This is a genomic window from Stenotrophomonas sp. TWI809 (assembly GCF_039673205.1).
Taxonomy (GTDB): Bacteria; Pseudomonadota; Gammaproteobacteria; order Xanthomonadales; family Xanthomonadaceae; genus Stenotrophomonas.
The window spans coordinates 1-22,705 of sequence record NZ_JBDJLE010000025.1; the positions used below are offsets into that span (position 1 = coordinate 1).

General features: G+C 66.8%; 20 protein-coding genes. 14 read left to right on the top strand and 6 right to left on the bottom strand.

What is annotated here, in order from left to right; genetic code table 11:
* Positions 1 to 7 precede the first annotated feature (7 nt).
* Both smeE and ABE472_RS16070 read left to right on the top strand, forming a co-directional pair.
* Positions 8 to 3,154 (top strand): multidrug efflux RND transporter permease subunit SmeE, encoded by a 3,147-nt coding sequence (smeE, locus tag ABE472_RS16065; protein WP_313219560.1) that lies wholly within the window; start codon positions 8 to 10, stop codon positions 3,152 to 3,154.
* The gene (locus ABE472_RS16070) at positions 3,147 to 4,547 is read left to right on the top strand and encodes an efflux transporter outer membrane subunit (protein ID WP_313219561.1); all 1,401 of its coding nucleotides are present in this window, start codon (positions 3,147 to 3,149) and stop codon (positions 4,545 to 4,547) included. Before smeE ends, ABE472_RS16070 begins: the two co-directional genes overlap by 8 nt.
* Positions 4,548 to 4,589: 42 nt before the next feature.
* Here the strand turns inward: ABE472_RS16070 and ABE472_RS16075 are convergent, their stop codons facing one another.
* The 4 genes from ABE472_RS16075 to ABE472_RS16090 all read right to left on the bottom strand — a co-directional run bounded on the left by ABE472_RS16075 (position 4,590) and on the right by ABE472_RS16090 (position 6,468).
* The gene (locus ABE472_RS16075) at positions 4,590 to 5,009 is read right to left on the bottom strand and encodes a low affinity iron permease family protein (protein WP_313219562.1); all 420 of its coding nucleotides are present in this window, start codon (positions 5,007 to 5,009) and stop codon (positions 4,590 to 4,592) included.
* A 76-nt stretch (positions 5,010 to 5,085) separates the two neighbouring features.
* On the bottom strand, positions 5,086 to 5,418 hold the full coding sequence (locus ABE472_RS16080; protein ID WP_313212400.1) for a hypothetical protein: 333 nt from the start codon (positions 5,416 to 5,418) through the stop codon (positions 5,086 to 5,088).
* Between the two features lie 62 nt (positions 5,419 to 5,480).
* Positions 5,481 to 5,759 (bottom strand): hypothetical protein, encoded by a 279-nt coding sequence (locus ABE472_RS16085; protein WP_313212399.1) that lies wholly within the window; start codon positions 5,757 to 5,759, stop codon positions 5,481 to 5,483.
* A 256-nt stretch (positions 5,760 to 6,015) separates the two neighbouring features.
* Positions 6,016 to 6,468: a nucleoside deaminase gene (locus ABE472_RS16090; RefSeq protein WP_019186053.1), complete on the bottom strand. Its 453-nt coding sequence runs from the start codon at positions 6,466 to 6,468 to the stop codon at positions 6,016 to 6,018.
* 79 nt (positions 6,469 to 6,547) lie between these two features.
* Between ABE472_RS16090 and ubiE the strand changes: the two genes are divergently transcribed.
* The 3 genes from ubiE to ABE472_RS16105 all read left to right on the top strand — a co-directional run bounded on the left by ubiE (position 6,548) and on the right by ABE472_RS16105 (position 10,267).
* Positions 6,548 to 7,309: a bifunctional demethylmenaquinone methyltransferase/2-methoxy-6-polyprenyl-1,4-benzoquinol methylase UbiE gene (gene ubiE, locus ABE472_RS16095; protein ID WP_070471930.1), complete on the top strand. Its 762-nt coding sequence runs from the start codon at positions 6,548 to 6,550 to the stop codon at positions 7,307 to 7,309.
* Positions 7,310 to 7,377: 68 nt separating this feature from the next.
* Complete coding sequence (locus ABE472_RS16100; protein ID WP_346466618.1) at positions 7,378 to 8,244, top strand: GGDEF domain-containing protein; 867 nt, start codon at positions 7,378 to 7,380, stop codon at positions 8,242 to 8,244.
* 82 nt (positions 8,245 to 8,326) lie between these two features.
* Positions 8,327 to 10,267, top strand: a complete 1,941-nt coding sequence (locus tag ABE472_RS16105) for a M1 family metallopeptidase (RefSeq protein ID WP_346466619.1) — start codon at positions 8,327 to 8,329, stop codon at positions 10,265 to 10,267.
* A gap of 71 nt (positions 10,268 to 10,338) precedes the next feature.
* Here ABE472_RS16105 and ABE472_RS16110 read toward each other — a convergent pair whose 3' ends face one another.
* The gene (locus tag ABE472_RS16110) at positions 10,339 to 10,959 is read right to left on the bottom strand and encodes a TetR/AcrR family transcriptional regulator (protein ID WP_346466620.1); all 621 of its coding nucleotides are present in this window, start codon (positions 10,957 to 10,959) and stop codon (positions 10,339 to 10,341) included.
* A gap of 132 nt (positions 10,960 to 11,091) precedes the next feature.
* Here ABE472_RS16110 and ABE472_RS16115 point away from each other — a divergent pair, with 132 nt between their 5' ends.
* From ABE472_RS16115 to ABE472_RS16125, 3 genes are all read left to right on the top strand, one after another.
* Positions 11,092 to 12,138, top strand: a complete 1,047-nt coding sequence (locus tag ABE472_RS16115) for an MBL fold metallo-hydrolase (protein ID WP_346466621.1) — start codon at positions 11,092 to 11,094, stop codon at positions 12,136 to 12,138.
* A gap of 94 nt (positions 12,139 to 12,232) precedes the next feature.
* On the top strand, positions 12,233 to 12,964 hold the full coding sequence (locus ABE472_RS16120; protein WP_313212991.1) for a hypothetical protein: 732 nt from the start codon (positions 12,233 to 12,235) through the stop codon (positions 12,962 to 12,964).
* Positions 12,952 to 13,572: an HAD family hydrolase gene (locus tag ABE472_RS16125; protein WP_346466622.1), complete on the top strand. Its 621-nt coding sequence runs from the start codon at positions 12,952 to 12,954 to the stop codon at positions 13,570 to 13,572. Before ABE472_RS16120 ends, ABE472_RS16125 begins: the two co-directional genes overlap by 13 nt.
* 249 nt (positions 13,573 to 13,821) lie before the next feature.
* Here ABE472_RS16125 and ABE472_RS16130 read toward each other — a convergent pair whose 3' ends face one another.
* Positions 13,822 to 14,760: a carbohydrate kinase family protein gene (locus tag ABE472_RS16130; protein WP_346466623.1), complete on the bottom strand. Its 939-nt coding sequence runs from the start codon at positions 14,758 to 14,760 to the stop codon at positions 13,822 to 13,824.
* A gap of 275 nt (positions 14,761 to 15,035) precedes the next feature.
* On the opposite strand from ABE472_RS16130, the gene ABE472_RS16135 reads away from it, so the two are divergent.
* The 6 genes from ABE472_RS16135 (at position 15,036) to rodA (ABE472_RS16160) (ending at position 22,226) form a co-directional block, all read left to right on the top strand.
* Positions 15,036 to 16,082: a rod shape-determining protein gene (locus ABE472_RS16135; protein WP_019186044.1), complete on the top strand. Its 1,047-nt coding sequence runs from the start codon at positions 15,036 to 15,038 to the stop codon at positions 16,080 to 16,082.
* 156 nt (positions 16,083 to 16,238) lie between these two features.
* Positions 16,239 to 17,306, top strand: a complete 1,068-nt coding sequence (gene mreC, locus ABE472_RS16140; RefSeq protein WP_313212996.1) for a rod shape-determining protein MreC — start codon at positions 16,239 to 16,241, stop codon at positions 17,304 to 17,306.
* Positions 17,303 to 17,788: a rod shape-determining protein MreD gene (mreD, locus tag ABE472_RS16145; RefSeq protein WP_019186042.1), complete on the top strand. Its 486-nt coding sequence runs from the start codon at positions 17,303 to 17,305 to the stop codon at positions 17,786 to 17,788. The genes mreC and mreD overlap by 4 nt, the downstream gene beginning before the upstream one ends.
* 1 nt (position 17,789) lies before the next feature.
* Positions 17,790 to 19,850: a penicillin-binding protein 2 gene (mrdA, locus tag ABE472_RS16150; RefSeq protein ID WP_313212999.1), complete on the top strand. Its 2,061-nt coding sequence runs from the start codon at positions 17,790 to 17,792 to the stop codon at positions 19,848 to 19,850.
* Positions 19,847 to 20,959 (top strand): rod shape-determining protein RodA, encoded by a 1,113-nt coding sequence (gene rodA, locus ABE472_RS16155; protein ID WP_313213001.1) that lies wholly within the window; start codon positions 19,847 to 19,849, stop codon positions 20,957 to 20,959. The genes mrdA and rodA (ABE472_RS16155) overlap by 4 nt, the downstream gene beginning before the upstream one ends.
* Positions 20,960 to 21,125: 166 nt before the next feature.
* Positions 21,126 to 22,226: a rod shape-determining protein RodA gene (gene rodA / locus ABE472_RS16160; protein WP_346466624.1), complete on the top strand. Its 1,101-nt coding sequence runs from the start codon at positions 21,126 to 21,128 to the stop codon at positions 22,224 to 22,226.
* Positions 22,227 to 22,705 lie beyond the last annotated feature (479 nt).

Here is a 22,705-nt window from a genome sequence, read left to right on the forward strand (position 1 = left end):
GAATTCCATGGCACGTTTCTTCATTGATCGCCCCATCTTCGCGTGGGTGATTGCGATCATCATCATGCTCGCCGGTGGCCTGGCGGTGCTCAAGCTGCCGGTGTCGATGTATCCGGAAGTGGCACCGCCGGCCGTCGAGATCAGCGCCAGCTACCCGGGTGCATCGGCCAAGGTGGTCGAGGACTCGGTGACGCAGATCATCGAGCAGAACATGAAAGGCCTGGATGGCCTGATCTACTTCTCATCCAACAGCTCGGCCAACGGCCAGGCGACCATCACCCTCACCTTCGAGAGCGGGACCAACCCGGATATCGCGCAGGTGCAGGTGCAGAACAAGCTGCAGCTGGCCATGCCGCTGCTGCCGCAGGAAGTGCAGCGCCAGGGCATCAACGTCGCGAAGTCGAGCAGTGGCTTCCTGCAGGTGCTCGGCTTCGTCTCTGAAGACGGCAGCATGGATGCCAACGACATCTCCGATTACGTCGGCTCCAACATCGTCGATCCGCTGAGCCGCGTGCCAGGCGTGGGCAACATCCAGGTGTTCGGTGGCAAGTACGCCATGCGTATCTGGCTGGACCCCAACAAGCTGCACACCTACAAGTTGTCCACTGCCGAAGTGATCGCCGCGATCACCGCGCAGAACGCGCAGGTCGCCATCGGTCAGCTCGGCGGCGCGCCGTCGATCAAAGGCCAGCAGCTCAACGCGACCATCAACGCACAGGACCGCCTGCAGACCCCGGAGCAGTTCCGCAACATCATCGTGCGCAGCGCGCAGGACGGTGCCGAACTGCGGCTGTCCGATGTTGCCCGCGTCGAGCTGGGTGCGGAGTCGTACGACTTCGTGACCCGTTACAACGGCAAGCCGTCGTCGGGTATCGCGATCACGCTGGCGACCGGCGCCAATGCGCTGGACACCGCCAATGGCGTGCGTGCGGCGCTGGATGAGATGGAGCCGAACTTCCCGGCCGGCCTGAAGGCGGTGGTGCCGTATGACACCACGCCGTTCGTGCAGGTCTCGATCAAGGGCGTCATCAAGACCCTGATCGAAGCCATCGTGCTGGTGTTCCTGGTGATGTACCTGTTCCTGCAGAACTTCCGCGCGACCCTGATCCCCACGATCGCGGTGCCGGTGGTGCTGCTGGGCACGTTCGGCATCCTGGCCGCGCTGGGCTTCTCGGTGAACATGCTGACCATGTTCGCGATGGTGCTGGCGATCGGCCTGTTGGTCGATGACGCGATCGTGGTGGTGGAGAACGTCGAGCGGATCATGTCCGAGGAAGGACTCTCGCCGCTGGAAGCCACGCGCAAATCGATGAGCCAGATCACCGGCGCGCTGGTCGGCATCGGCCTGGTGCTGTCGGCGGTGTTCGTGCCGATGGCCTTCATGAGCGGGGCCACCGGCGTCATCTACCGCCAGTTCTCGGCCACGATCGTCTCGGCGATGGCCCTGTCGGTGCTGGTCGCGATCGTGCTGACCCCGGCGCTGTGCGCCACCATGCTCAAGCCGCTCAAGAAGGGCGAACACCACGTGGCCCACAAGGGCTGGTCGGGGCGTTTCTTCAACGCGTTCAACCGGGGTTTCGACCGTTCCAGCAATGGCTATCAGCGTGGCGTGCGCGGCATTCTTGGCCGTCCGTGGCGCTTCATGGGCGTGTTCGCTGCGCTCGCGCTGGTGATGGGCCTGCTGTTCATGCGCCTGCCCAGTTCGTTCCTGCCCAATGAAGACCAGGGCATCCTGATGGCGCTGGTGCAGACCCCGGTCGGCGCCACCCAGGAACGCACCCTGGAATCGATCGACAAGCTTGAAAAGCACTTCATGGAGAACGAGGCCGACGCGATCGAGTCGATCTTCTCGGTGCAGGGCTTCAGCTTCGCCGGCATGGGCCAGAACGCGGGCATGGCCTTCGTCAAGCTCAAGGACTGGAAGGACCGTGATGCCGATCAGGGTGCGATGCCGGTGACCGGTCGCGCGATGGCCGCGCTGGGTGGGATCAAGGACGCCTTCATTTTTGCCTTCCCGCCGCCGGCGATGCCGGAACTGGGTATCGGCTCGGGTTACACCTTCTTCCTGAAGGACACCAGCGGTGCTGGTCACCAGGCGCTGCTGGACGCACGCAACCAGCTGCTCGGCATGGCCGGGCAGAGCAAATTGCTGGCCAACGTGCGCCCCAACGGCCAGGAAGACACCCCACAGCTGCGCATCGACATCGACGTCGGCAAGGCCAGTGCGCTGGGCCTGTCGCTGGAGGCGGTCAACACCACGCTCGCTGCGGCCTGGGGCAGCAGCTACATCGATGACTTCATCGACCGTGGCCGGGTCAAGCGCGTGTACGTGCAGTCCGATGCGCCGTTCCGCATGAACCCGGAAGACTTCAACCTGTGGTCGGTCAAGAACACCGCCGGTGAGATGGTGCCGTTCTCGGCCTTCGCCAGCCAGCGCTGGGACTACGGTTCGCCGCGCCTGGAGCGCTACAACGGTGTGTCCGCCATGGAAATCCAGGGTGAGCCGGCCCCGGGCGTGGCCTCGGGCGATGCGATGAACGAAGTGGAGAAGCTCGCCAAGCAGTTGCCGGCCGGTTTTGACATCGAGTGGACCGCGCTGTCCTACCAGGAGCGCCAGGCCGGTTCGCAGACGCCGCTGCTGTACACGCTGTCGCTGCTGATCGTGTTCCTGTGCCTGGCCGCGCTGTATGAAAGCTGGAGCGTGCCGACCTCGGTGCTGCTGGTGGCCCCGCTGGGCATCCTCGGCGCGGTGCTGGCCAACACCATGCGTGGCATGGAGCGCGATATCTACTTCCAGGTGGCGATGCTGACCACGGTCGGTCTGACCAGTAAGAACGCGATCCTGATCGTGGAGTTCGCCAAGGAAAACCTGGAGAAGGGCGCCGGCCTGATCGAGGCGACGATGCACGCTGTGCGTGACCGTCTGCGCCCGATCATCATGACCTCGCTGGCCTTCGGCCTGGGCGTGCTGCCGCTGGCGATCGCCTCCGGTGCCGGTTCCGGTGCACAGCAGGCCATCGGTACCGGCGTGCTCGGCGGCATGCTGGTCGGCACGGTGCTGGGTGTGTTCTTCATCCCGCTGTTCTTCGTGGTGGTGCAGCGCGTGTTCAATCGCAAGAAGTACGGCAAGAACGCCGGAGGTTCCGATGCGTAAGCCCATGATGGCCAGCCTGGCGCTGGCCGTGAGCCTGGTGCTGTCCGGCTGCTCGACGCTGGAGCCGCGCAGCACCGAAGTCGCCCCGGCGATTCCCGCGCAGTGGCCGGGCACGGCCACCGCAGGGGCGGTGACCACCGCACCGATGGAGGTGGCCGACATCGGCTGGCGCGATTTCTTCGTCGATCCGCGCCTGCAGACGGTGATCACCCACGCCCTGGAGAACAACCGCGACCTGCGCGTGGCCGTGCTCAATGTCGAGCGTGCCCGGGCGCAGTACCGCATTCAGCGCGCCGACCGCGTGCCGGCGGTCGGTGTGCAGGGGCAGATGACCCGCAGTGGCGGCGATGCCCCGGTGACCGAGCAGTTCAGTGCCAACCTCGGCGTGGTCGAGTTCGAACTGGATCTGTTCGGCCGCGTGCGCAACCTCAGCCAGGCGGCGCTGCAGCAGTACTTCGCCGAAGCGGCCAACCGCCGCAGTGCGCAGCTGTCGCTGGTGGCCGAGGTGGCCAATGCCTGGCTGACCCTGGGCGCGGACAGCGAGCAGCTGCGGATCGCGCAGGCGACGTTGGCCACCTATGAGGATTCGCTGCGCCTGACCGAGGCCCGCCGTCAGCTCGGTGGCGCCTCGGCGCTGGAACTGAGCCAGACCCGTACCCTGGTGGAAACCGCGCGCACCGATGTGGCGCGCTTTGCCGGGCAGGTCGCGCAGGATCGCAACGCGCTGGTGCTGCTGGCCGGTGGGCCGATCGATGCCTCGCTGCTGCCGCAGGCGGAGGTGACCGAGGTCGCCAGCGTGCGGCCGCTGCCGGCCGGGATGCCGGGCGATGTGCTGCTGCAGCGGCCGGACGTGATGGCGGCCGAGCACGTGTTGCTCTCGGCCAACGCCAACATCGGTGCGGCGCGCGCGGCGTTCTTCCCGTCGATCAGCCTGACCGGCAACATCGGGTCGGCCTCGTCGGAGCTGTCGGGGCTGTTCGACGGCGGCACGCGCGTGTGGAGCTTCATTCCCAAGCTCAACCTGCCCATCTTCCAGGGCGGCAAGCTGCGCGCCAATCTGGGCATGGCCACGGCGGATCGCGATATCGCGCTGGCGCAGTATGAGAAGGCGATCCAGGTCGGTTTCCGCGAGGCGGCCGATGCACTGGCGCTCAACGAGAGTCTGGATGCGCAGTTGTCGTCGCAGCAGGCGCTGGTGGCGGCGGCGGAGCAGGCGCAGCGGTTGTCGCAGGCACGCTATGACGCCGGCCTGGACAGCTTCCTGACCCTGCTGGATGCACGCCGTACGGCGTACACCGCACGGCAGTCGCTGGTCAGCACGCAGCTGGCCCGGCAATCCAATCAGGTCGCGTTGTACAAGGTGCTCGGCGGCGGTTGGCACGAGCGCGGGTGAATGATCCACGCGGGTGCGGCCACGTTGCCGCACCTGCGCCGCTCAGGGATCGTCTGCCCGGCCATCGCCGTGGCAGCGGCGCGCGCGATCCAATGCGCTGCCTGCTTCGCGGGCCATCCGTTCGTATTCGCGGCGGATTTCTTCCAGGCGCTCTTCGTCCAGCTCTTCGAGATCGAGCAGTTCGTTGTTGGCCGCTTTCGTCGCGCGGATCAGCTCATCGAGCTTGATCTGGATCGCAGCGGTATCCGCGTTCTGGCTGTGCTGGATCAGGAACACCATCAGGAAGGTGATGATGGTGGTGCCGGTGTTGATCACCAGCTGCCAGGTGTCGTTGAACCGGAAGATCGGGCCGCTCAAGGCCCAGATGACCACGATCGTCACCGCCGCCAGGAAGGTCCACGGCGTTCCTGCCGCATAGGACGCCTTCTTGGCGACAAGATTGAAGAGACTGCGCAGTTTCATGAGGCACGACAGGTGGGAGCCGAGGTGCCTGCATCATTGGTGGGGCGCCGTGCAGGCGCTGTGCAGCCGGCGCAGGTCAGACGCGGGCATGCAGCCGCGGGCGCGATGCCTGGTCCTGGCGACCGGCGAGGTAAACGTGTTCCCAGCACTGGTCAACGAACTGACGGGCCTGGTCTTCGGACAGGCGCGGCATGATCTGCAGCGCGTAATGAGTCTGGAACATTTCATCGCGCTCCTCATCACTGGCACGCGGTTGCGTGATCAGCGAATCGCAGGCGAATTTGATCCACGGCACGTAATGGCCGAATGAGCCCGTCCCGAGGTTGCCGTCGGCGTGACGCTGGCGCCAGTAGCTGACTTCGGCGTCGACATCGATGACGGCAGGGATGGAGATCTGGGCGGAGGACATGGTCACTTCAATATGGGAAGAAGGGAATCTGGATGATGGCGTAGGGCGCGGTGCATGTGATGTCATGGCGATGTGGAGCCGGTGTGGCGGCGTTCGCCCCGTTGTTCGCCCAGCAGATGCGCGTGGTGGACCACCCCCAGGCGTTCGGCCAGCGTCGCCAGCCGGTTGCAGACGGCGACGCGATGATGAGGATGGGACCGCGTCAACTCTTCCTGGATGGCCTGGTAGGCATCCCAGAAAGGCGCGGCGTTTTGGTGGCGTGCGTAGTGCACCTGCAGTCTTTCCCACGCGTCCATCAACGCAGGTTCGACGGAGGAGGTGCGGCGGGTTTGGGCATGCATGACGTCTCCTCGACGATGGTGCCCCCTGTGCAACCACCTTAAGACGTTCATGCAGCGCGGTTGTTAGTGCGGCGTGTTCGCGATGTCCCACGGCGGTGTGCGGCGCGTGACGGTGTCACGTGCATACACCCATGGCACAGGGCCTTGCGCACCGCCTTGCTCACTGAAGCATTCAGAACGTTGCAGCACCCGCGCGCTGCGTATTGGCATCACGCGGGCAGGTTCCGCGCGCATCCGCGCGGAACGGTGGTGTTTCTTATTCGCCGATGTCTTCGTTCCAGACCTCGGGATGGGCGCTGATGAAGCCGCCAAGCAGGTCGATGCATGCCTGGCTCTGCATGTCGATCACCTTGACCCCGTTCTCGCGCAGCCACTCGATGCCGCCCTGGAAGGTGACCGACTCGCCCACCACCACGGTGCCGATGTTGAACTGGCGCACCAGCCCGCTGCAGTACCAGCACGGGGCCAGGGTGGTGACCATGATGGTGTCCTGGTAGCGGCGCTGGCGGCCGGCCTTGCGGAAGGCATCGGTTTCGCCGTGCACCGAGGGGTCGCCTTCTTGGACGCGGCGGTTGTGGCCGCAGCCGAGCAGGCGGCCGTCGTTGTGGTACAGCGCGGCGCCGATCGGGATGCCGCCTTCGGCCAGGCCCTGGCGGGCTTCGGCGATGGCGGTTTCGAGCAGGGCGGCGTAGTCGGGGGTGGTGATCATGCGCAATCCAGGAACGTGAAGGCCCCCATGATAGTGGGCGGCCTGCCGCAACGGCGCCGGCGGTGCGATAATCGTCCCCATGAGCGAATCCCCCTACAAGACTGGCACCACCCATTTCGGCTTCCGCGATGTCGCTGCGAAGGACAAGCAGAAGCTGGTGGGCGAAGTGTTCACCTCGGTCGCGCGCAGCTACGACCTGATGAACGATCTGATGAGCCTGGGCATCCACCGGGCGTGGAAGCGCTACTACGTGGCCACCGCGCAGGTGAAGCCGGGCGACCGCGTGCTGGATCTGGCCGGCGGCACCGGCGATATCGCCGCGCTGATCAAGGAGCGGGTGGGTGACGAGGGTGAAGTGGTGCTGGGCGATATCAACGCCGGCATGCTCTCCGTCGGCCGTGACCGGCTGACCAACCGCGGCCTGGTCGCAGGCCTGAACTACGTGCAGTGCAACGCCGAGGCGCTGCCGTTCCCGGATGCGAGCTTCGATCTGGTCACGATCGCCTTCGGGCTGCGCAACGTCACCGACAAGGAAGCCGGCCTGCGCGAGATGCATCGCGTGCTCAAGGTGGGCGGCCAGGCGCGCGTGCTGGAGTTCTCGGAAGTCACCGCCGACTGGTTCAAGCCGATCTACGATTTCCACTCGTTCAAGATCCTGCCCAAGCTGGGCCAGCTGTTCGCGCGTGATGGCGACAGCTACCAGTACCTGGCCGAGAGCATCCGCAAGCATCCGCCGCAGGAGCAGCTCAAAACCATGATGGCCGAGGCCGGTTTCGAGCGCTGCCATTACAAGAACCTGACCGGCGGCATCGTTTCGATTCACTCCGGCTACAAACTTTGAGACAGAGGTCCGGTTCCCGCTGAGGGAGCTCGGCCACACTGCAGGCAGGCTGTCGAAGAGGGCCTGCCATGCGTCTGTACCGCGGGCTTGCCCGTGTGTTTCCCCGCTCGTTCACCGCCAAGCTGATGGCGGTGGTCTTCCTTGGCCTGCACGTGCCGCTGCTGGTCCTGCTGGTGTGGATGGCCGCCACCGGCCATTACGCGCGCGGCGTGATGTGGACCGTGGTCGGCGTGGTCCTGCTGGCCACGCTGCTCGGCACGGCGATCGCGATGATGGCGCTGTACCGCCTGATGGCGCCGCTGCGCCAGGCCGCCGATGCGCTGGAGGCCTACTACGACGAGCAGCGCCTGCCGCATCTGCCCGATCTGGGCCACGAGGAGATCGGCCGGCTGCTGCGCAGCATCAACCGCAACCTGCATGGCGTGGACGCCGGCCTCCGTGACCTGCGTCGCAGTGTGCTGCTCGATCCGCTCACCCAGGCCCTGAACCGGCGCGGCTGCGAGCAGGCGCTGGCCGATTCCGCCGCCTGGGCCAGCGAGAAGGCCCGTCCGCTGACCCTGTTCGTGGTCGATCTGGACAACCTCAAGCCGATCAACGACGCCCACGGCCATCTGGCCGGCGACCAGGTGCTGGTGCGGCTGGTGGAGACCGCGCGACAGTGGCTGCGCGGCCCGGACTGGATCGGGCGCTGGGGCGGCGATGAGTTCCTGCTGGCCGTACACGCCGATGGCAACGAGGCCGGCGAGCGGGTGACGCGTTGGCTGGCGCAGCTGGCCGCGCCCGCGCGTGCCGGCGACCCGCCGGTACGCGCCAGCGCCGGCGCGGCCGCGTATCGCCCCGGCGATGACCTGCGCGAGGCCTACCGGCGTGCCGATGCGGCGATGTACCGGGCCAAGTACGCCGGGGGCGGGCGCCTGTTGCGCGCCGAGGACTGAATGCGCGAACCGCCACGCATGGCCTGCGCGGGCGTCGGGGACAGGGGGTAAACTGGTCGTTTCACCCTGATCGGTCCCGTTCATGCGATCTCCGTTCCTGTTGATTCCCCTGGCCGTCGCCCTGGCGTCCGGCTGCTCCAAAGAACCGGCGGCTCCGACCGTCGATCCCACTGCCACCGCCCCGGCGAGCACTGCCATGAAAGCCGACAGCCGCAGCCACGATGAAAGTTCGTACGCCGAGCCTGACAAGGTCGTCGTCAAGGACATCGCGCTGGACCTGAAGCTGGATTTCGACAGCAAGCAGATCGGCGGCACCGCGACCTACACGCTGGAGTGGAAGGACAAGGCCGCCAAGCAGCTGGTGCTGGACACCCGCGAGCTCACCGTGGAGAAGGTCGAGGCGATCGCCGCCGACGGCAAGGCTGCACCGCTGCCGTTCGTGCTGGCACCGGCCGACAAGGTGTTCGGCAGCAAGCTGAGCATCGAGACGCCGGATCAGCCGGCCAAGGTCGTGATCACCTATCACACCGCACCGACCGCCTCGGGCCTGCAGTGGCTGGAGCCGTCGATGACCGAGGGCAAGAAGCTGCCCTTCATGTTCAGCCAGTCCCAGGCCATCCACGCCCGTTCCTGGGTGCCGCTGCAGGACACGCCGAGCGTGCGCTTCACCTACAGCGCGCATGTCACCTCGCGCCCGGACGTGATGGTGCTGATGAGCGCCGACAACGATCCCAAGGCCGCGCGTGATGGTGATTACACCTTCAAGATGCCGCAGCCGATCCCGTCCTACCTGCTGGCCATCGCCGCCGGCGACCTGGTGTTCGAGCCGATCTCCGGCCGCTCCGGCGTGTGGGCCGAACCGACCATGGTCGGCAAGGCCGCCAAGGAGTTCGAAGACACCGAGAAGATGATCGGCGCTGCCGAGAAGCTCTACGGCGAATACCGTTGGGGCCGCTACGACATGCTGGTGCTGCCGCCGTCGTTCCCGTTCGGTGGCATGGAAAACCCGCGCCTGACCTTCGCTACCCCGACCGTGATCGTCGGCGACAAGTCGCTGGTCTCGCTGGTGGCCCACGAACTGGCACACAGCTGGTCGGGCAACCTGGTGACCAACGCCAGCTGGAAGGACATCTGGCTCAACGAGGGCTTCACCACCTACGTGCAGGGCCGCATCACCGAGGCGCTGTACGGCCAGGAAATGGCCGAGATGGAGCGCGAGATCGACCAGAACGATCTGCTCGCCGAAGTGAAGGACATGAGCGCGGCCGACCAGGCCCTCGCCCTGCCGCCGCTGAGCGAGCGTGACCCGGACGAGGCATTGAGCCAGGTCGCCTACGTCAAGGGCGCCTGGTTCCTGCAGTTCCTGGAACAGCGCTTCGGCCGCGAAACCTTCGATCCGTTCCTGCGGGGCTGGTTCGATGACCATGCCTTCCAGAGCGCGAACACCGACCAGTTCGTCGAGTACCTGAAGAAGAACCTGCTGTCCAAGAAGCCCGGCGCCGTCAGCGACGCCGAGCTGAAGGCATGGCTGGACGAGCCGGGCATTCCGTCGTTCGCGACCAAGGCCCGCTCGCGCAACTTCTCCATCGTCGATACCGCCCGCATCGCCTGGCAGGGCAGCAACACGCTGCCCAACGCGCAGATCACCGGCGAGTGGGGCACCCAGGAATGGGTGCACTTCATCGACGGCCTGGGCAAGACCCTGCCGGTGGAGAAGCTGGCCGCGCTGGACAAGGCCTACCACTTCACCGGTACCGCCAACGGCGAGATCGCGATGCGCTGGTATCCGTTGACGATCCGCAGCGGCTACAGCGAAGCGAACGAAGCCGCCGGTGCGTTCATCGAGCGCGTCGGCCGTCGCAAGCTGATCATGCCGATCTACGCCGAACTGGTGAAGACAGCGGAAGGCCTGGCCTTCGCCAAGGCCGCCTTCGCCAAGGCCAAGCCGGGCTACCACCCGATCACCACGGGCTCGGTGCAGGACATGCTGGACAAGGCCGAGGCGGGCACGGCCAAGCCGTAATCGCCAGACGCATCGGTTGAACGAAAAACGGCGGGGAAACCCGCCGTTTTTTTATGCCTGGGCGCCGGCGCTCACACCGCGCGGACCGCCAGGAACATGTCCACGCAGTCGTGCATCACCTGCTGCTGCTGTGCCGGCGTGAGCGGTGGCTGGCCGAAGGTGATCTGCGGCCAGAACGCAAAGGCCTTGAGCATCGCCTGCAACTGGTGCGCGGCCTCGGCCGGCGGCATGTCCGTGCGCAGCCGGCCATCGGCCTGGGCCGCGCGGATCCAGCCGGTCAGGCCTTCTTCCTTCTCGGCCAGCTTGTCCATCATCGCGCGCGCGCGCTCGGGGGCATGGACCAGTTCGGCCATCGCGACCCGGGACAGATCGATGAAGCCGGGGTCGTCGAGCAGGTGCATCTTGCGCGCCGCGAACAGCAACAGTTGATCGCGCAGCGGCCGTACCGGGTCGTAGGGCACGACAGCCAGCGCCTGGCTGGCCTCGAACAGCTGCCACAGGATGGCGGTGAACAACTCGTCCTTGCTGGCGAAGTGGTTGTACACGGTGCGCTTGGACACCTCGGCCGTGGCCGCGATGCGATCCATGCTGGTGCCGGCAAAGCCGAATTCGCGGAACTCGGCCACCGCGGCGCGGAGGATGGCCTCGCGTTTACGGTCGGTGAGGCGGCTGGGACGGTCGGGGGCGGTCATGCGGATTATTTTACACCGTTCAGTTTACTTTTCGGAAAAGACAAGTAAACTCGACGGTGTACTTTCCAGGGCAAGCCCCGCATGAAACGTCGCCTGCCTCGATTCCTCCTCCTTCTGACGGTGTTGATCGCCATGTCCATTGGCCTGTTGACCTGCGGTGCCCGCCCGGCGGCCGCCTATGACCAGTCGCCGCAATTCGGCGACGGGCACTTCCACAATCCCGCAGGCAAGAGCGCGCTGGGCTTCGTCGGCACGCTGGGCGTGATGTGGAAAATGCTGTTCGAAAAGCCCGCCGACGCCACTCCGCTGGCCCCGATTCCGGTGCAGGCGCTGAGCCGCCAGGCCCTGCTCGACGCGCCCGACGACAGCCTGTGGCGACTGGGTCACTCGACGATGCTGATGAAGCTGGACGGCCATTTCTGGCTGACCGACCCGGTCTTCGCCGAACGTGCCTCGCCGATGTCGTTCATGGGCCCCAAGCGCTTCCATGCGCCGCCGCTCACCATCGACGAACTGCCACCCATCACCGGCGTGATCATCTCCCACGACCACTACGATCACCTCGACCACGATGCCATCCTCGCGCTCGCGCCCAAGGTGCAGCACTTCGTCACCGCGCTCGGCGTGGGCGACCGCCTGATCGGGTGGGGCGTACCGGCCGCGAAGGTCGTGCAGCTGGACTGGTGGCAGGACACCCGCGTGGAGGGCCTGAAAATCGTCGCGACCCCGGCCCAGCACTTCTCCGGCCGCACCCTCGCCGACGGCAACCGCACGCTGTGGGCGTCGTGGGTGATCGACACCGGGCGTACCCGGATCTTCTTCAGCGGCGACACCGGCTACTTCGACGGCTTTGCCCGCATCGGCGAGCGCTACGGCCCGTTCGACCTGACCATGATCGAGACCGGTGCCTACGATGCGCAGTGGCCCGATGTGCACATGCAGCCCGAACAGAGCCTGCAGGCGCATCTGGACGTGCGTGGCAAGGTAATGATGCCGATCCACAACGGTACCTTCGACCTCGCGTTGCATCCGTGGACCGAACCGTTCGAACGCATCACCGCGCTGGCGCAGGAACAGGACGTGGCGCTGACCGCGCCGCACATGGGCGAACGTCTGGATATCCGGGCACCGGCACCGTCCACGCAGTGGTGGCGCGAAGGACAGCCGGCGACGAAGTGAGATCGGCCGCGTGCGGCTCCGCACCGGCATGACGCGCTTGGCGATAAAGTAGGCTCAGGCGCCCGGCGCGTCATCGTCCAACACGGAGCACGCAATGAAACGACTGATCCTGGTAGCGGCCTGCGCCTTCGCGCTGGCGGCCTGCAGCAACCCCGAGGCCGAGCGCCAGGCGCAGGAAGCCGCCGCGGCTGCCGCAAAGGCGCAGCAGGAAGAAAAGGCCGAAGGCGTAGCCAAGCAGTACGACATGGCGGTCGCCGCGCAGGATTGGGAGCGTGCCCGCATCCACGGTGGCTCGCTGCTGGACCAGTACAAGGACACCGACGTCGCCGCCCGGATCGAACCGGGCTACGCCGAGGTCAAGGCCAAGGCCGAGGCCGCGCGCGAGACGCGCCGTCTGCAGGCCCTGTGGCAGTACAACCAGATCCCGGTGGGCACCAAGGGCATCCAGTCCTCGGCGCAGATCTACAGCAAGGAGCGCGTGGACGTGGATGGCAGCGGTGCCAAGCCGGTGCAGCTCGTGTTCCGCGATCATCCCGAATGGAAGCGCCATGCGTACCTCGTGCTGCAGGCCGGCGATTTCCGCTGCCCGAAGTGCCAGGTCAAGGTGACCGTCGACGATGGCAAGCCGGTGTCCATGGCCGCCTGGCGCCCGGATACCGATGAAGCGATCGCGATGTTCATCACCGACCAGAAAGCGCTGTGGAACCTGGCGCGCAAGGCCAAGGTGATCAGCATCGAGTTCCCGGTCAAGGCCGGTGGTACGCGCACGGCCGTGTTCGAAACCGGTGGTGTGGATGCCAGCCGCATGCCGCAGTGGTGGAAGTGAGCGGCCTGCCGGCGATCCGTCACTGGGTGTTCGACATGGACGGTACGCTGACCGTGGCGGTGCACGATTTCCAGCGCATCAAACGTGACCTTGCGATTCCCCCGGACGACGACATCCTCACCCATCTGGCGGCGCTGCCGGCCGAGGAGGCCGCGGCCAAGCATGCGTGGTTGCTCGCACACGAACGTGCGCTGGCCGGGGCGGCGCAGCCCGCCCCCGGCGCCGTCGCCCTGATCCGCGCGCTGCACGCGGCGGGCTGCCGGCTGGGCATCCTGACCCGCAACGCACGCGAACTCGCCGAGGTGACCCTGCAGGCGATCGGTGTCCGGGACGTGTTCGCCCGAGAGGACATCATCGGCCGCGACGAAGCCGAGCCCAAACCGTCACCGGCGGGCCTGCGCTATTTCGTTGAGCGTTGGCAGGTGGATCCTGCCCAGGTGGTGATGGTCGGCGACTACCGCTTCGACCTGGAATGCGGCCGTGCCGCCGGCACCCGCACCGTGCTGCTCAACAGCCCGGACAACCCCTGGCCGGGCATGGCCTGCTGGCACCTGGCCGATTGCGGGCAGGTGCTGGCGGCATGGGAAGGCAACCAGATGTCGGCCTGACCGCGCCGGACAAGTTCCTGCCCATGATCGGCAGGCGGTGGACCCGGAAAGCAGCCAGGCATGGCCTGGCTCTACCCTCATCCCCCCCCCCGATTCCCGTCTGGTGGAGAGCCCCCTTGATGTTCAAGGGGGCGCGCCGAAGGCGGGGGGATAAGGTGGGATGCGCGGGCCGGTTGCGCCACAGGCGCAGTCGGCTCAAGGGGGCGCGCCGAAGGCGGGGGGATAAGGTGGGATGCGCGGGCAGTTTGTTTACGCGTTCAACGCGTAACCAAACTGCTGCTTGAACTGCTCATTGAACTCATCGAACGTGAAGCGCTGGTTCTGGGTGCCCGGGTGCTCGACCTTCAGCGCGCCCATCAGGTTGCCCATGCGGCCGATGGTCAGCCAGTCGTAGCCCTTCTCGATGCCGTAGATCAGGCCGGCGCGGAACGCATCGCCGCAGCCGGTCGGATCGACCACGCGGCGCTCGTGCGCCGGCGGGATGTCATAGGTCTTTTCCGGGGTGTGGATGACGGCGCCCTTGGGGCCACGGGTGGTGATGTAGGCCTTGACCCGGCTCACGATCGCCTGTTCATCCCAGCCGGTGCGCTCCTGCAGCAGGTTGGACTCGTAGTCGTTGACGACGACGTAGTCGGCCTGCTCGATGAAGGTGCGCAGCTCCGGGCCGTTGAACAGCGGCATGGCCTGGCCCGGGTCGAAGATGAACGGCACGCCGGCCTCGAAGAATTCCTGCGAGTTCTGGATCATGCCCTCGCGCCCATCCGGGCCGACCAGGCCCAGGGTCACGCCCGGCACGTCTTTCACGTGGTTCTCGTAGGACCGCATCATCGCGCCCGGGTGGAAGGCGGTGATCTGGTTGTTGTCGTGATCGGTGGTGATGAACGCCTGCGGGGTGAACAGCTCATCGATCACCTTGACCCGGCTCAGGTCGATGCCCAGGCCCTGGAAGTACTCGCGGTACGGGCCGAAATCCGAACCCACCGTGCCCATCGGGATCGGCTCGCCCCCCAGCAGGTACAGGTTGTAGGCGATGTTGCCGGCGCAACCGCCGAATTCACGACGCATGCGCGGCACCAGGAACGACACATTCAGGATGTGCACCTTGTCCGGCAGGATGTGATTCTTGAACTGGTCCGGGAACACCATGATGGTGTCGAAGGCAAGAGAACCACAGATCAAAGCGGACATCGAGTAAGGCCTATGCGGAAGGGGGTTTGAGGCCCGTTGGGCGGGCAACGAAACGGCGCCCTGCGGCGCCCTGCGGCGCAAAGGTTAACGGGTAGGGCGGCTTTGGGCCAGAACCCGGGCTGTCCGGATTGGCCTGAATGGCCGTGAAGGCTGGCTTTCGGCCAGATTTGTCCTTGCTCGCGCACAGGGGGATTGCTAGGCTTGTCGGCCTCGAATTCTGCCCATTTTTTCGCCATCCCGCGTTGGGCGCGACACCCCTCAGGATCAACTCCCAGATGTTCAAGAAACTGCGTGGCATGTTCTCCAATGACCTGTCCATCGACCTGGGCACGGCCAACACCCTCATCTACGTGCGTGGGCAGGGGATCGTGCTGAACGAGCCGTCGGTCGTGGCCGTGCGCCAGGACCGTGCCATCGGTGGTACCCGTTCCGTGGCTGCCGTGGGCGCCGAGGCCAAGCAGATGCTGGGCCGTACCCCGGGTCATATCACCACCATCCGCCCGATGAAGGATGGCGTCATCGCCGACTTCACCTACACCGAGGCGATGCTCAAGCACTTCATCAAGAAGGTCCACAAGTCGCGCTTCCTGCGCCCGAGCCCGCGCGTGCTGGTCTGCGTGCCGGCCGGCTCGACCCAGGTCGAGCGCCGCGCGATCAAGGAATCGGCCGAAGAGGCCGGTGCGCGTGATGTGTTCCTGATCGAAGAGCCCATGGCCGCTGCGATCGGCGCCGGCATGCCGGTCACCGAGGCGCGCGGCTCGATGGTCATCGACATCGGCGGCGGCACCACCGAAGTGGCCGTGATCTCCCTCAACGGCATCGTCTACTCGGCCTCCGTGCGTATCGGCGGCGACCGCTTCGACGAATCGATCACCAACTACGTGCGCCGCAACCACGGCATGCTGATCGGTGAAGCGACCGCCGAGCGGATCAAGGTCGAGCTGGGCTGCGCCTACCCGCAGGCGGAAGTGATCGAGATGGAAATCTCCGGCCGCAACCTCGCCGAGGGCGTGCCGAAGATGATCAAGATCAACTCCAACGAAGTGCTTGAAGCCCTGCATGAGCCGCTCTCGGGCATCGTCAGCGCGGTCAAGCTGGCGCTGGAACAGACCCCGCCGGAACTGTGTGCCGACGTCGCCGAGCGCGGCATCGTGCTGACCGGTGGTGGCGCCCTGCTGCGCGACATGGACCGCCTGATCTCCGAGGAAACCGGCCTGCACGTGCAGGTGGCCGATGACCCGCTGACCTGCGTGGCCCGCGGTGGTGGTCGTGCGCTGGAGCTGGTGGACATGCACGGCAACGAGTTCTTTGCGCCGGAGTGAGCCGTACCGGCCGTGTATCGTAGACGCGCCTCTGCGGCGTGATGCCTCCGGTAAGCGTCGCTTGCCGGGCGTCACCTCGCCGGGGCGTTGTCGCATGCTGTTCCCGCTGCGCTCTTGTTCCGCGCGCTTCATCCACATTATTTCCAGTCGACGCCTGTGCCGCCTTACGCCGGTCCTCCCGTAGCCTCCCGCCAGGGCGATGCCGCCAGTCCGCTGCGCCTGCTCGCTTACCTGGCGTTGGCCATCACCTTGATCGTGCTCGATGACCAGGCGGGCTGGCTGTCGCGCCTGCGCGCGCAGGCCAACGTGCTGGTGCAGCCGGTATGGGCGCTGGCCGGCCTGCCGGGGCGCCTGGGCACGCAGGTCAAGGACAACGCCGCCAGCCACGGCCAGCTCGTCACCGAGAACCGCGAACTGCGCAACCAGTTGCTGATCGCCAATGCGCGGTTGACCCGCCTGCAGACCGCCGCGCTGGACAACGCCCAGCTGCGCGAGCTGCTCAACGTGGCCGAACGCAGCGGACTGGACGTACAGCTCGCCCCGATCCTGGATATCGACCTGGACCCGGTGCGCCAGCGGCTGGTGCTGGCCGCCGGCACCCGCGATGGCGTGCATGTCGGCCAGGCGGTGATCGATGCCGGTGGCCTGATGGGCCAGGTGATCGCCACCACCGGCAACAGCGCGACCGTGCTGCTGCTCACCGACCCCGACCATGCCGTGCCGGTTACCGTGGCCCGCAACGGCGTGCGTCTGATCGTCTACGGTCGCGGCGACACCCTGGAGCTGCGCGACATTCCGCTCAGTGCCGGGGTGGAAGTGGGCGATGAGATCGTGACCTCAGGGCTGGGTGGGCGCTTCCCGGCCGGGTTCCCGGTCGGCAGCATCACCGCGCTGCGGCCGGATGACACGCATGCCTTCCTGGTCGGCGAGCTGAAGCCGGCCGCCCAGCTCGACCGCGGTCGCGACGTGTTGCTGCTGCGCCCGGGCGAGGCGATCCGCATTCCGCCGAACCTGCGTCGCGACGCGGGCGAGGCCGGTGGCCCGGCTGCGGCGCCGCTGAGTTCATCCCCGGCCACCACGGCACCTGCGACGGCGCCCGCCAATGCACCGCAGGCCAACCGGCCCGGTCCGTCCGCGCCGGTACCGGTGACGCCGCGTCGTGCCGCAGCCGCGCCTGCGCCCGCGCCCGAAACCGGCGCCGCGCCGCCGGAGGAACAACGATGAGCCGCCTGCGCGACAAACCCTGGGTGCTGCCGGTGAGTCTGGTCGTGGCGCTGCTGCTGGGCCTGTTGCCGTTGCCGGCGCTGCTGCAGCCGCTGCGTCCGTACTGGCTGGCACTGGTGCTGGCGTACTGGGTGATCGAGACACCGGACCGGGTCGGGCTGGGCATCGCCTTCGCCAGCGGCGTCATCGCTGATCTGCTCTATGGCGGCGTGCTCGGCGAGCAGGCGCTGCGGCTGGTGATCCTGACCTTCATCCTGCAGCGCTTCCGCGCGCGGATCCGCTTCTTCCCGATGTCCCAGCAGATCCTGGCGATCGGCGGCCTGCTGTTCAACGACCGCATCGTCAGCGCGGTGGTGCACATCGTGGTCGGCGAGCCGACCCTGCCCTGGTCGTACTGGTGGGCGCCGCTGCTGGGCATGGCGCTGTGGCCGCTGGTGTTCGTGCTGCTGGACGCGCTGCGCTTCGGGCGACGCGGGCGCTGACATGTACATGCGCCGCCAGGCCAAGAATCCGCATGCCGAGGCAGAACAGTTCCGGCGCCGTGCCGCGCTGGGCTTCCTTGGCGTGCTGGTGTGCCTGTTCGGCCTGGGGGGGTGGTACTTCAAGCTGCAGGTGATGGACCACGACATCTACGCCACGCGCTCGGAGGCCAACCGGATCAAGCCGCGGCCGGTGGTGCCGGGGCGCGGGATGATCTATGACCGCAACGGCCGGCTGCTGGCCGAGAACGTGCCGGCGTTCCGCCTGGACATCACCCCGGACAAGGTCAAGGACATGGACGCCACCCTGGCGGGCCTGTCGAAGATCCTCGCGCTGAGCCCGGAAGACATCGAGACCTTCAACAAGTCGCGCAAGGCCCGTCGCAGTTTCCTGCCGGTCACCCTGAAGCTGCGTGTCACCGATGAGGAGATGGCGCGCTTCGCGGTGGACCGCTGGCGCTTCCCCGGCGTGGAGCTGGAGCCGTACCTGACCCGTCGCTATCCGTACGGCGATCTGTTCGCGCACATCATCGGCTACGTCGGCCGGGTCGATGACAAGGATCTGGAGATGCTGGGCGAGGGCAATGCCGCGCTGACCCATATCGGCAAGTCCGGGCTGGAGCGCTATTACGAGCAGCAGCTGCGCGGCAAGGTCGGCTACGAGCAGGTCGAGACCAACGTGCAGGGCCGGGCGATCCGCACCATCGGCCGGGTCGCGGCGCAGTCGGGCAGCGATCTGCGCCTGTCCATCGATGCCGATCTGCAGCGCGCGATGGTCGCCGCCTTCGGCGAGTTCGAAGGGGCGGCGGTGGCGATGGACCCGCGCACCGGCGAAGTGCTGGCGATGGTCAGCCTGCCGTCCTACGACCCCAACCTGTTCGTCAACGGCATCTCGCATGCCGATTTCAAGGCGCTCAACGACAACCCCTCGCGGCCGCAGTTCAACCGCCTGGTGCTGGGCGGCGTCGCGCCCGGTTCGACGATCAAGCCGCTGATCGGCCTGGCCGGCCTGGACAGTGGCGTGCGCAGACCGGAAGACAAGATCCTGTCCACCGGCATGTTTTATCTGCCGGGCACCTCCCGCGGTTGGGGCGATGCCAACCGTGGCGGGCATGGCTGGACCGATCTGCGCAAGTCGATCACCCAGTCGGTCAACACGTACTACTACAAGCTGGCGCTGGATCTGGGCATCGATCGCTTCGACCACTACATGGGCTACTACGGGTTCGGCGCACCGACCGGCATCGATCTGACCGGCGAGATCGGCGGCATCCTGCCCTCGCCGGCGGCCAAGTTCAAGGCACGCAAAGAGCGCTGGTATCCCGGTGATACGGTCAACGTCAGCATCGGCCAGGGCGACTGGAAGGTCACCCCGCTGCAGCTGGTGCACGGCGTGGCCGGCATCGCCGATGGCCAGCTGCGCCAGCCGCATCTGGTGATGCAGCAGCGCGCCGGTTTCGATGCGGACTGGACGGCCACGCCGCCGGGCGAGAGCAAGCCGATCAGCCCCACGCCGAGCAATCTGCAGGCGGTGCGCGAGGGCATGATGGGCACCATGCAGCCCGGCGGCAGCGGCGCGCGTGCGGCCGCAGGCGCGCCGTACGTGATGGCGGGCAAGACCGGTACGGCACAGGTGATCAGCCGGCGCGGTACGGCGGCGGTCAATCCGCGCAGCCTGCCACTGCATCTGCGCCATCGCGCGCTGTTCGTGGGTTTCGCGCCGGCCGACCATCCGGTGATCGCCGTGGCGATCGCGGTCGAGGGCGGCGGCTACGGCGGCTCGGCCGCGGCGCCCATCGCACGCAAGATTTTCGACGCCTGGCTGCTCGGCAAAATGCCCGATGGTCTGGAACCGCTGGACAGCGAGCGCGGCACCACCGCGATCGGGATCACCGCCTTCGATGGCGGCGATGGCGCCGTGCGCGAGGCGGGCGACGCCGCCGTGGCTGCGCTGGAGCTGATGCCGGTGGTGGTGGGCCTGCCTGCGCCCGCGCCCGCGCCGGACCCCGGTGCACCCGTTCCCAGTGCCACCCCACCCCCGACCGCACCGGAGCGGCCACGATGAAGGTCTTCCTGCGCTGGGCGGTCGACATGGCCGTCCGCTTCAGCAGCTCGCTGGACTGGGTGCTGTGCCTGGCCCTGGCCGCGCTGATGTTGATGGGCCTGGCCGTGCTCAAGAGCGCTGGAGGTGACGGCCTGGTGTTCGCCCAGGGGGCGCGCTTCGCGGTTGGCCTGGGCGCGATGTGGGCGATTTCGCGGATCTCGATCCTGCGCATCCGTTCGGCCACGCCGCTGATCTATGCAGTCTCCATGATCCCGCTGCTGGCCGTGTTCGTGCTGGGCACCGGCAAGTACGGCCGCCAGTGGCTGGATCTGAAGCTGTTCTACCTGCAGCCGGCCGAGCTGCTCAAGGTCAGCCTGCCGATGATGGTGGCCTGGTATCTGCATCGCATGCCGCTGCCGCCGCGCTTCTCCACCGTGCTGACCAGTGCGGTGATCATCGGCGTGCCGACCGGGTTGGTGATGCTGCAGCCGGACTTCGGCACCGGTGTGCTGATCGCTGCCAGCGGCGCGTTCGTGCTGCTGCTGGCCGGCCTGCCCTGGTGGTGGGTAGGTGTGGCGGTCGGCGGTGTGGCTGCGGCCGCGCCGGTGGCCTGGTTCTGGCTGCTGCGGCCGTACCAGAAAGACCGCATCATGATGTTCATGGACCCGGAAAGCGATGCGCTCGGCGCCGGCTGGAACATCATCCAGTCCAAGATCGCGATCGGCTCGGGCGGCTTCGATGGCAAGGGTTGGGGGCAGGGCTCGCAGTCGCACCTGAACTTCATTCCCGAGCAGACCACCGATTTCGCCTTCTCGGTGCTGAGCGAAGAATTCGGCTGGATCGGCGTGGCGATCGTGCTCGCGTTGTACCTGGTGGTGATCGGGCGTTGCCTGTGGATCGCCTCGCAGTCGCGCGATACCTATTCGCGGCTGCTGGCCGGCGCGACCGGGCTGGCGTTCTTCGTCTATGTGCTGGTCAACGGCGGCATGATTTCCGGCCTGCTGCCGGTGGTCGGTGTGCCGATGCCGTTGATCAGTTACGGCGGTACCTCGGCGGTCTCGCTGTTGGCCGGCTTCGGGCTGGTGATGGCGGTGCGTCGCCACAATCCGGTGCACGGCGGCTACGGCTGAGCAGACGCGATGCGTGCGCCGTGGCCCGGCGGTACGCATCGGCTAAGGATTGCGGCGCCCGCGCGTGTTACGGTCCTGCGCTCGCGCCGGCCTGCCTGACGGGGCCGCTTTCTGTTCGCCGTGTCGCCTCCCGCTGTGCGTCGCGTCATCCACAGGAGTCGTCCGCATGGTCGAACTACTGCAGCGCGCACGCGCCGTGTTCCATTTCTTTTTCCGCACCCTGGATCTGCCCCTGGTGGGCGCGCTGTGCCTGCTGATGGTGGCCGGCCTGGCCGTCCTGCACAGCGTGGACGGGCCCGTGCATGCACAGGCGATGCGCTACGGCGCCGGGCTTGCCGCACTGTGGGGGCTGTCGCGGCTGCCGGTGGTGACGCTGCGCGCGTGGTCACCCTGGATCTACACGTTGTCCTTGCTGCCACTGCTGGCCGTCTATGTGGTCGGCACCGGCAAGTACGGCCAGCGCTGGTTGAACCTGGGCGTGTTCTACCTGCAGCCTTCCGAGCTGCTCAAGCTCAGTCTGCCGATGATGATGGCCTGGTACCTGCACAAGCAGCCGTTGCCACCACGGCCGCGCGCGGTGCTGACCGCCGCGTTGCTGATCGGTGGCCCGGCGGTGCTGATCCTGCTGCAGCCCAACCTGGGCACGGCCACGCTGGTGACTGCCAGCGGGGTATTCGCGCTGTTGCTGGCCGGCCTGCGCTGGTGGTGGATGGCCGTCGCGCTGGGTGGGTTGTCGGTGGCCGCGCCGCTGGCCTGGTTCGGCCTGCTGCGGCAATACCAGAAGGATCGCGTGCTGACCTTCCTGTATCCGGAGAACGATCCGCTGGGCACCGGCTGGAACATCATCCAGTCCAAGATCGCGATCGGCTCGGGCGGCATGCATGGCAAAGGCTGGGGGCAGGGCACCCAGGCCACGCTGGATTTCCTGCCCGAATACACCACGGATTTCGCCTTCTCGGTGCTGGCCGAGGAATTCGGCTGGGTCGGCGTGGCGGTGGTGCTCAGCCTGTTCCTTTTCGTCACCGCGCGCTGCCTGTGGATCGCCAGCCAGTCGCGTTGTGGTTATTCGCGCCTGCTGGTGGGCACCACCGGCCTGGTCTTCTTCGTCTATGTGCTGGTCAACGGCGGCATGATCTCCGGCCTGTTGCCGGTGGTGGGCGTGCCAATGCCGCTGATCAGTTATGGCGGCACTTCGGCGGTCTCACTGCTGGCCAGCTTCGGGCTGGTGATGGCGGCGCGGCAGCATCAGCCCGTCCATGCGATATGAGCTGTCGGCGCGACCGCGATTGCGCATGCCCAGCACACGAAAACGGTTTCAGGTGCAAACGTTGTCAACGCCTGGAGATAAAAGTGAGAAGTGGCGCACAGATATGGAGTGACTTGATCTCGATCAATGGACTTGTCGTAAACGGCCTGCACAATGGCGGCCCGCCAACAACGACGCGCTGAGCCAAGCATCGCGGATGGGGAGTCTGGCGGGGAGTAGTTGACCCAACAGGCAGAAGGGCGAGGCGCGCGCTGGGGAGATGCGCGCCGCGCCGCTGCCGATCGGGTCCGGTTTGGCCGGTTGCGTCTGCGGGGATGGGGACGCAACCGGCGAACCTCTTGTGCCTTCTGCATCTTTCTCAAAAGTGAGACGTGCGTTGCTCGATGGCCCTTCGCCGGGCGGCTGCGGTGAGCCGGACATGCGCCTGGCCGCATTGCCGCGCGTTCGAGACGGCGACGGCGTCTTCGTCAGACTATGAA